Genomic DNA, 9,241 nt, shown 5'->3' on the forward strand with positions numbered 1-9,241 from the left:
AGCGATTCGGGTCTAGAATCCAACTCGCAAGAGTTCGGGATAATGTTGTGTCAAATCGAAAGTACTTCCGACCGTCCATGCTTGCACTTCCAATGGCGGGTCGACCGCTTTGCAGAGGCCTGGTCTGTCCTCTACCGAGCGCACCGTCACGACCTGTCTAGGTCCTTCGCTGGCTACATAGAGCGTGGCTGTCGCACCGCTGCGCACCATGGCTGTCGGGCGAAATGGCTCGGACGGGTAGGCAATGTACACCGTTCCTGAGCAGTTCGGACCTGAAAAGTAGGCGCCCGCGCCCCACCACTCCAGTTGCGTAGCAGACCAATCCCCTGCAGGTGTACCGACACGATTGATGCCCGCATAAACGAGGGCGCCGTGTAAGTCGAGAATCACGCCGCCCTCGGCAAAGCCGTTGAAGAACACCACCTTGCCGACGAACTTGCCATCAGCGTCGAAAAGCTTCGCGGCATAACCGTCCCTGTCACGGTGACGGCTCTCTTCCGCATCGGGGGCTGCGACCGACCATTCTCCACAAAGCGTGCACAACAAAACCAAAATTTTAACAATTCGCTTAATCACTTTGTGCCTCTCTGGCGCGCAAACAAAGTAAGTCTCTCCGGCATCAAGCGCCACGCCGTTTTGCGCACAGCAGGCTTTGAGTGCTGAAACGCGCCGACTTTCGGAAACTTTATGTTAAAGGCTAGGCGAGCGAAAAGCGCAAATCAAGATGAACTGGGCGGGCAGCTAGCCACCATCCTGGTCTAGGAGACGCGCAAAGCGAACCGAGACGGCACGTGATCATCCCAACTGTACCACCCCAAAGCGCACCAGTACGGACCAAAATATGCCAGAGCTGAACAGGTTATTCTCGCGACAAGATCAGGATAGCGAACAAACGACGAAAAAATAGAATTGCTTATGGCGGCAGCGAGTAAAGCTGCTCGGCATGAGTGTATCGGACGTCACGGTCTTCCATTTGGCCTTTGGCGATCATGTGCATGTGTACGAACACCTCCGGTTTGCGAAGGATTTTTTGCCTGTTCTAACGTGTGGTGAACGGCCAGCGCCTGCTGCAGTCGGCGAGCGACATTTTTCGGGGTTGGTCCAGAATGCATCATACGGGCAATGATTTCTACGTCAGGCAGTTTCGCGACATGAGAGGAGCCTTCGACTTCACGAGCTTCGACGTCGATGATCTCGGCGAGTAAGCGGTGTCGTGCGGCATCGCATTGGCTCATTCGATGGCAAAAGCCGCCGACCTCGCGGTGATCAGCGGCTACATGGGCAGAGGGAGTGAGTTCGATGAAGCGATCGGGCGGTTTGCGCATGCCTATGCTGAACAGAATGAGGCGGATTGGGCCGCTTTGATTGCTGCCGTCAACGCAAGGCGCATCCAGGCCACGCGTGAATGATCACGGGCGATAGAAGGGCTATCCGTTCCGGGTGCGTCGGTGATTAGAGAAAGCGTTAAAAATCGCCACCGTCGTTCGAGATCTACGATTTCGAGCGCTTGAGGTATCCGGCGTTTATTGAGCCGGTTTCGCTTCGCGAGTCTGGTTCGTCTGTCGGGTCGATGCGGAAGCATCTCAACAGGGTCATTGGAGTGCTCGATCGCGTGCGGGTGGATACTGATTCGAAATGTAGCGTCCGGTCTGGGCGGATCGACGGTCAAGCCATGGAATGTCTGCTTCTTGATCGACCCGTCGCGGTGTGCTCGGACCGCGATCGCTAGGAATTTTGCGGATCGGCGCCAGACTCCTGTGGCCGCGCGGCATCGACTCTTTCCGCTCGACGCGAAGCGCGTGGCAGCTGCGAAAAAGCGAGTCCTGGCACATAGAAGAGCAGATCGCGCAAGCGCCGGGCTCCTGCGAGCGCGAGGCAAGTGGGCGCGTCTACGCCCAGCATGCCGCCGATGAAGACAAAGCCGCCTTCCTGCACGCCAAGTCCTCCCGGCACCAGAAAGGCCACGCTGCTGACGACCTGTATGAGCGCTTCGAGCGCAAGCGCCTTTGCGAACGTCGCATCGGAACCGAGTACGCGCAGTGCAATCCAGATTTCGAGTGCGAAGCCCGCGCACTGCAGCGGTTGCCAGATGAGCAAATAACGCGCGATCGTGCCCCGCTGCCGCCAGATCAGCTTGATGGACCGATCGATGCGCACGGAATGGCCAACGAGACCATAGACTTTCCCGCTCGTCAGCCGGTTGAGTGTTCGCGCCGCGCGCTCGAAAGGCCGCGCATGCTGCACGAGGGCGAACATCAACAGTACGGGCGCGAGGGCTCCGATGCCCATCGCAAGCCGTCCGGCGAGCTGCGCCACGCCCGATGAAGCGCCGTCCAGAATATAGCCGGTCGCGACGAGCGCAAAGACCAGTTGACTGATCAGCGTGAGTTGCATATCGGCGACGAGACTGGCCGCTGCGGCCGCGGGACGCACTCCGGCATGTACAAGCATGCGGAACGAAACGATCTCACCGCCGATGCGCGCCACGGGCAGCAGTCCATTGATCGACTCGCGAATCCAGACGAGCCTGACCATTGCCGCGAATGAGGGACGTTGCGCGGCGCGGATCAGTGTTCGCCAGTCCCAGGCGTTCGTAAGCATGGGCAGGATGTGCGCAAAGGCTGCCAGGAACAGCCCAACACCCGCCGTGCGCAGCAGATGCAGGATCGCCGCCGGATTGTCTCGCCAGATGAGCCATGCCGCCACTGCCAGGCCAAAGAGGGCGGCTACACTTCCGAGATGTTTCATCTGCGCACGACCGTTATGTCAATGTCGCTTTGACCAGATCGCTGACTTTCTCCACAGCTATTCATTCCTGATGCACGGGCGCCAGCATGCCGTTATCGTCAACCCTGAAACGCCGTCCGCGCCAGACCACACGCGAGGTGAAGAAACTCGCAATGTAGATCATGAACTGCACGACATCGCACAGGGGCATGTACCAGAGCCCTTCGCAAAGTTGTCCGGTCGCGCGATCCGTCAGGCAGATCAGCATTGCGCGGACGGCCAGAGAAAGTGCCGCCAGTGCGCACGTTGCAGCCTGGCCGCCAGAAAACATTATTGCAAGCAGCGCGAGTGGAAACGGATGCATCAGGACAGAACCGAGATGCCCCGCGCGATCTGCAGCGCGAATCGTGCGGCTCCAGCGCAACTCATGAGCGAATAGCTTGCCGAACGTATCCTCGACGCATGCATGCTGCACGACGAACGGCGCGATGGCGACTGAAAGGCCGCTTTCCCTCACGGCCTCGCCGATTGCGTAGTCTTCGGCAAGGTGATGCGCGAATTGGGTGAGTCCCCCGATGCGCAGAAGCGTTGCCCGCGTCACTGCGATCGATTGACCGAAGCACGGCCGTGCGCGTCCGATCGCGAGCCCCGTGATGACGCTCGGCAGAAAGTGATAGTTGGTTGAGGCTGCCGCAACGCGAGGCCAGAAGCCCGGAGCGTACAGGCCGCGAAAAGCGCTGGTCACAAGGCCGACGCCGGGCTGCTGTAGCGCACCGACGGTATGACGCAGGTAGCTCCGATCGACACGAACATCGCTGTCGGCGAGACAGAATATGTCGTATTCCGCGCGCTCGAGCATGTTGACCAGATTGGCGATCTTTCGGTTCGGCCCGTAGAGTCTGGCATCGACCACAATGGTTATTCTTGCCTCGGGATAGCGCACGCACAGCGCGTCGACAGCACGAAGCGCGGCGTCCTCGGGGTCGTGCACACCGAAAAGATAATGGATCGGCCCCGGATAGTCCTGCTCAAGGAAGCTCGCGAGGTGTTCGAGCAGATGCCATTCGTCGCCATGCAGCGGCTTGACCACCGTGATTCCCGGGTAGTTTTTGGGCACACTGGCGCAACGCCCAAAGAAACGTCCGACCAGCAGGCTAGCCGACACGGTATAAGCGATCCCCGCCGCAGCGCATAGGCCACATAGCGCAGCAATAAAAACAAAGACCGTTTGTGCAAGATGCTGCAGGTCCATATGCCTCCAGGCGATTGCGTGACTGGGTGAACACGGCTGTCGTCGCGTTAACGAAGAATCGTCGCGCGGCAAACGGTACAGGGCGTTAGTAGCAAAGGTACGAGAGCGGCGACGCAGCGTATTTCGACGACGAGCGCTAGAAAAAGCGAGATCAAAGGTGCGCGGAGGGAGCCGTCGCGGAGCAAGCGGTGCGACGGGGAGTGCCAGCGTAAGACGGCGTGCGGCCATGCGGATGTCACCGTTCGGCTCTCACATGGATCTGGATGTGGGCGCCAGGAATCCGAAGCCTGCGGCTCGAATGCTTAAGGAACGCTTAAGCTGTGTTGGTGCCTTGATAGTTGAGGCAGCATGTAAGGCGCCCGAAATGCACGGCACCGATTTTCAGCTTCGACGTAGATTGACCGGCCTCCGCGGCGCTACAACGTTAGTTCGGGAAAAGGCTTAAGGAACGCTTAAGGCGCTCCAAACAAACAAAACACAAATCGTCTAGTGCGCGCAGTCACGTTCGAACCGCGCGCAGTTTCGTCGATGCGCTGAGGCGACCACGAACATCAAAATAGGGGTGGACCGGCGCAGGCTTCCGTCTAGCGCAAAGGCGCAACCCGGCGAGAGGCGGCAGTAGCGAAACGGCGTCACAGTGGGACGAGTCGAATTTGGCGCAGCTTCGCAATGAGACTTTGACGGGTCCGACTGGTTGCTGCGGCCATGATTCGTTCGCCGAATGCTGACCATGCGGTCGTGGAACGCTTCGCAACGAGCCGGACCCACCGGATTTTCTTGCGTCAGTGCGTACTCACGACCTGGATTCCGCCATTCGGGAAAGCAGCGACACCGGGTGCGAAGGGAAGGTACGCCTGTCCCGTTGCACCGTCGACGGCGACAGAATGCGCGTTGTTGCCGATCGCCAGCGTTGTGAGGATCGAGCGGCTAGCCGCATCGACGATGGCGAGCGTCGGCACGAAGTTGGACGCAGCGGCGATCTTGTTCGTCTGATAGTGCCGAGCCGGCAGGAAGTAGCGATTCGACACGCTGTCGTAAGCGATCTGGTCCACGCCGCCGAACGGAATGGTGGCAAGCGTCGCACCAGTCGTTCGATCGAGGATCAGCGTGATGAGCGGATCGCCGGGAGCAGGATCGCATCCTACGATCATGTCGTTGTTCGGCCCGAGATCGAGGCCGGTCGGCGCACACTTGCCCAGCGGGAACACATGCGTGACCGCAGGCGCGCCTGCCACGACAGTCGCAGCGGGAATCACGTTGACCTCACCGTCGGGATTCGCGGTGGTGCCGTCATTATTGACGATGAAGTTCTTGCCTTTGGGGTCATAGACGCACGCTTCCAGGCCGCTTGAGTCCGTGAAGGTCAACTTGCTAACCACGGTCTGTGTCTTGGTCGAGATGAATGTGGCGAACGGCGGGGACTCACCTGGACTGGAGAACATGACGAGACCATCGTCCGGGTCGTAGCAGCCCTCGTCGACGCGCGAACCGGAGGTGCTGATCGGTATTGTCTTCACAAGTTGCTGCGTGCCGACATCGAGAATCTTGACGGCATTAACGTCGCCCGCATAAAGGGTGTTCGTGCCTGGAATGCCGACTAGTCCATCTGGACCCGAGGTGTCCGTCGAGGCGCCGATCCCGGTGAAGTTGCCCTTGATCTGCGCTACCAGCGTGTTGGATTTTGTATCGACAACGTCCACAGCCGCATTGCTGCGATCGGCCAGATAGTATTTTCCCGAGTCGACGTAGCCGATGTCGAAGCTAAATGGCGGCGATGCGGAATTCGGCACCGCAATGGTCGCGACGACTCGCGGCCCGCTATTCGAATTGTCGTTTCCGCCGCATCCCGCAAGCAACGCGGAAATGGTAAGCGTGCAAAGTGCTGCCGCGAACGGCATAACTCTCGTCATTGCTGTCTCCAAAAAATAGTTTTTGATTTGTCGCGCAGATTCTGAAAAGGCGCGTCTGCATCAATTTCGGAACACGCCGCGGACTTGCCGGCGTGATTCACACTAGCGTCAAAATGGCGGGAGGGTATAGGGGAAAACGCATGTGGAGGCAGGATGAAGCAGCGGCTGCGACGAAGCTCGGTGCAGTTAGCTTTTAGATTCAATGCCTTGGTGGCTTGAACGCTTAAAGTCGTTACTGATTATAATTTTTGTATTTATCAAGCGTTGATTTGGATGGTCAGAATAGATTCTGAATGGATGAGGGCAAAGAATAAGACGACGGTAATTCAACCGTAAAGACTACTGGAAAATTCGGTCGCTGATTCTCTAAAGAGATCGGAGGCGCTTAAGCGTTAGATAAGAATTGATTGATATCGTAAGCGAGGGCGGCGGCTTAATCAACCGACCCGATACAGAGGACGAAGCGATCACTAGCGATCAGCACGCTTTTCCAGCAGTCCGACCTGCGAACGGACGGTCTCCGGTTTCAAATCGCAGATTTCAGAAGTGCCCCACGACGTCCGCATCAGGCCGTCTTCTTTTGCGTGAGAGATTGCGGAAGGATAAACTGGCGTACCGCGGATCCTGCGACATATGGTCGAGCACCCCGTTGGCGCGATCAAGGCATGGATGGGCGCCACTCAATTCCTGACTCGGACCATCGGGCGAGTGAGCACGGAAATGAGCGTGCACGTGCTTGCATACCACATCAAACGGGTGATTGTGCTACTCGGCTCAGAATCCGCTATGAAGGAAATGCGAGCGCGATGCCCTCAGGAGTTTGTTATCCCCCGGAGATAAGTTTGTCTGCGGCTGAAAATTCGCCTTGCCGAAACGAAAGGCTGCGACTTGCGCCGAGGCTGAGCTTCGTCAATCCGTGGCGGTGCGTTTTGACACGCTCTGGGCCAAAGGCAGTTGGACACGTAGCGATTCACACGGACGTTCGGACGTCTGAAAGTGCTTCAAATACGGTCCTTCAACCGCCTCGTCAATAAACATCATGTCCGTCGAGTCCGCTGACATGATGAGGCCGATGAAGCTGCCGCGTCAAAGTGCAAGTCGCAACGATCGCTGCAGCAAAACCGGAAGCGGCGCCGACCCTGAGCGGCCAGCGTGGGCCGAAATGGTCGGCGATCCAACCCACGAAGGGCGCATTAACCGGTGTGCCTCCTAACGCGATGGCTAAACGAAGCGCCATAACCCGTCCTCGCATCGCCGGCTCGGTCGTGAGTTTGATCAACCTGGTGGTCGCGTTCATAAAGGTCAATGCGGCCATTCCGGTCACGACGAGCGCGCCACCGAACGACCAATAGTTCGGTGCGATGGCGCCGAGCATGCAGCCCACGCCAAACAGCGCGGCGCCGATTTATAAATGTTCGAACCGGGGTCTCGCATGACTGGCCGCAATCAGCGGGCCGCAAACGGTTCCGATCGCCATGCACGATGAGAGAATTTCAAATCCGCGTGCATCATTGTGGAAGACGCTGCCAGCCATCGTCGAAATGAACGGCGCGAAATTCAGTCCGAGCGTGCTGATCAGGAACAGCATCAGAGAATTGCCTTCAAGTCAGGGCGATGCCACGCATAGCGCAATCCGTCCAGCAGGCTTCGTTGTGCGCAGAGTGCTCTCGCGCTGTGGTTAAGATCTTAGACCCGAATCATGCGACCCGCGTTGAATGAGGTCGGAGTGTGTGCAATTTCGATCGCCAAGTCTGCGTTTGCTGACTAGTTCGGTGACGAATGCCTCTAAGCTCGCGTCTCCGCTCGGCCCCTAACCGTGGCATGGTCTTGTTGATATGCTGTGCCTAATGTCGCTCTTGGACTCAGTGTCGCCAGCGCCGGGCTTCATCGAACAGCCAGAAGCGCCTCGTGAGATCGACGAGTCAGGTCGGTTCCGCGCCCGTGCCGCGGGCAATCAGGAATTTGTCTAGCTGCTCGAACGTCTCGGGCATCGCCTCGTCCATTCCCTCGATGGCGACGTCGAGCGCTTCCTTCGACGGATAGAGCTCACGCATCACCAGCAGCGTCTTGCCGTCTTTCTCCTCGAAGGTCACTGTCGTGACGGCACCGTCCTCGCTTTCCTCGTTGGTCCAGACGAGGCGCGCATTCGGCACCACTTCGAGATACCTGCCGAAGAACGCCAGGGGCGCCGTGGCCTTGGGATGAGCGAACTCCAGGCGGTAGCCGCCGCCGACACGGACATCCTGTTCGCATGAAAGAAGTGTCGCGCCGCTCGACTGCGGCACCCACCACAGCTTGAACAGCTCGGGCGTGGTCCACGCTTCGAACACGAGCCGCGCCGGGGCGTCGAAGGTTCGCGTGATGATCAGCTCGCGCTCGGACGTTCGTTCCGACGTCGTGCGGTTGCTCGTGGGGGCGGGCTCATTCTCTCTTTTTGCGACCATCACGTTTCTCCTTGCGTTTGAGGTCTTCGATGACCGTGTCCAGCGCGTCGAAGCGCGCGGCCCACATCTGGCGGTAGTTCTCGATCCAGGCCGACTCTTCCTCGAGACGGCGCGAGCCAAGCTTGCAGGTCCGCACGCGTCCCACCTTCTCCGTGGTGACGAGCTCCGCCTGCTCCAGTACGCCGATGTGCTTCCTCATGCCGGTCAGGGTCATGTGGAACCGCTCGGCGAGGTCTGTGACGGACGCGTCGGCACACATCAACTGCTCCAGCACGCCGCGTCGGGTGGGATCCGACAGCGCGGCGAACGAGGCGTCGAATCGAGCTTTTTGAGAATACTGAGCCATATGGTTCAGTATTACATGCCCATCGACGGCAGGCAAGGGGAAGGAGCGCTCGCGCGCGCTGCCGTGGCGCGCCGACGATTTCGCCGCCAAATGCCAAGGCGCGCGGCTGCGTCGTCAAGCCGTTATCTGCGTTTGCGGTGGGTCGGGCCGTTGGCGACTATGCAAATGACGCTCCTGTCCAGCACAGTTTCACTGGCAGTGGAAATTCTGTGACGTACTAACAGGAACACGGTGATTTCGAAGCTAAGGCCCCTCGAACGAGGGGCATCGTTGAATTCGCTCCCGTTACTTATCTACGCTGCCACGATACCGACCGATCCGCCTCAGCTCGACGAGTTGTTGTGAGCGTGAGCGTTCTTTCTGACGGTATTACGACCGTTTTCTTGTTCCATTTGGAGCGGCGAGCACGCGAGCGAGGCGCCTCTTTCGCTCCGATGCAAATGCCGCGACTAGCGCACGTCCGCGCGGACCTGCGCGGCGCTCCCGTTGCCATGACGGCTCGCGCGCAGCACGGCCGCGACGAGCAGCGCGCCCAGCACCAGTCCGCCCGACACGACGAACA

The 9,241-nt window shown here is 58.9% G+C and carries 6 protein-coding genes and 3 pseudogenes; 2 read left to right on the plus strand and 7 right to left on the minus strand.

Annotated elements, in window-relative coordinates; translation table 11 throughout:
• Positions 1–12: 12 nt before the first annotated feature.
• On the minus strand, positions 13–630 hold the full coding sequence (locus tag AWB65_RS30540; RefSeq protein WP_235007867.1) for a hypothetical protein: 618 nt from the start codon (positions 628–630) through the stop codon (positions 13–15).
• 419 nt (positions 631–1,049) lie between these two features.
• Here AWB65_RS30540 and AWB65_RS30545 point away from each other — a divergent pair.
• Positions 1,050–1,409 (plus strand): annotated as a pseudogene (locus AWB65_RS30545) (DUF2252 family protein).
• Positions 1,410–1,725: 316 nt separating this feature from the next.
• Here the strand turns inward: AWB65_RS30545 and AWB65_RS30550 are convergent.
• The 3 genes from AWB65_RS30550 to AWB65_RS30560 all read right to left on the minus strand — a co-directional run bounded on the left by AWB65_RS30550 (position 1,726) and on the right by AWB65_RS30560 (position 5,889).
• Positions 1,726–2,748 carry a lysylphosphatidylglycerol synthase domain-containing protein gene (locus AWB65_RS30550; protein ID WP_087670649.1) on the minus strand — a complete coding sequence of 341 codons (1,023 nt, stop codon included), beginning with the start codon at positions 2,746–2,748 and terminating at the stop codon, positions 1,726–1,728.
• A 61-nt stretch (positions 2,749–2,809) separates the two neighbouring features.
• Positions 2,810–3,979 carry a bacteriohopanetetrol glucosamine biosynthesis glycosyltransferase HpnI gene (hpnI, locus tag AWB65_RS30555; RefSeq protein WP_087670650.1) on the minus strand — a complete coding sequence of 390 codons (1,170 nt, stop codon included), beginning with the start codon at positions 3,977–3,979 and terminating at the stop codon, positions 2,810–2,812.
• A 782-nt stretch (positions 3,980–4,761) separates the two neighbouring features.
• Positions 4,762–5,889 (minus strand): YncE family protein, encoded by a 1,128-nt coding sequence (locus AWB65_RS30560; RefSeq protein WP_235007869.1) that lies wholly within the window; start codon positions 5,887–5,889, stop codon positions 4,762–4,764.
• 618 nt (positions 5,890–6,507) lie between these two features.
• On the opposite strand from AWB65_RS30560, the pseudogene AWB65_RS37235 reads away from it, so the two are divergent.
• Positions 6,508–6,729: pseudogene (locus tag AWB65_RS37235) on the plus strand (hypothetical protein); the annotation flags it as partial.
• Between the two features lie 187 nt (positions 6,730–6,916).
• Here the strand turns inward: AWB65_RS37235 and AWB65_RS30570 are convergent.
• The 3 genes and pseudogenes from AWB65_RS30570 to AWB65_RS30580 form a co-directional block, all read right to left on the minus strand.
• Positions 6,917–7,572 (minus strand): annotated as a pseudogene (locus tag AWB65_RS30570) (MFS transporter); the annotation flags it as partial.
• Between the two features lie 239 nt (positions 7,573–7,811).
• Complete coding sequence (locus AWB65_RS30575; protein ID WP_087670652.1) at positions 7,812–8,333, minus strand: SRPBCC family protein; 522 nt, start codon at positions 8,331–8,333, stop codon at positions 7,812–7,814.
• Complete coding sequence (locus AWB65_RS30580; RefSeq protein ID WP_235007871.1) at positions 8,311–8,769, minus strand: ArsR/SmtB family transcription factor; 459 nt, start codon at positions 8,767–8,769, stop codon at positions 8,311–8,313. Before AWB65_RS30580 ends, AWB65_RS30575 begins: the two co-directional genes overlap by 23 nt.
• Positions 8,770–9,241 lie beyond the last annotated feature (472 nt).

It is taken from the genome of Caballeronia humi, assembly GCF_001544475.1.
Classification (GTDB): domain Bacteria; phylum Pseudomonadota; class Gammaproteobacteria; order Burkholderiales; family Burkholderiaceae; genus Caballeronia; species Caballeronia humi.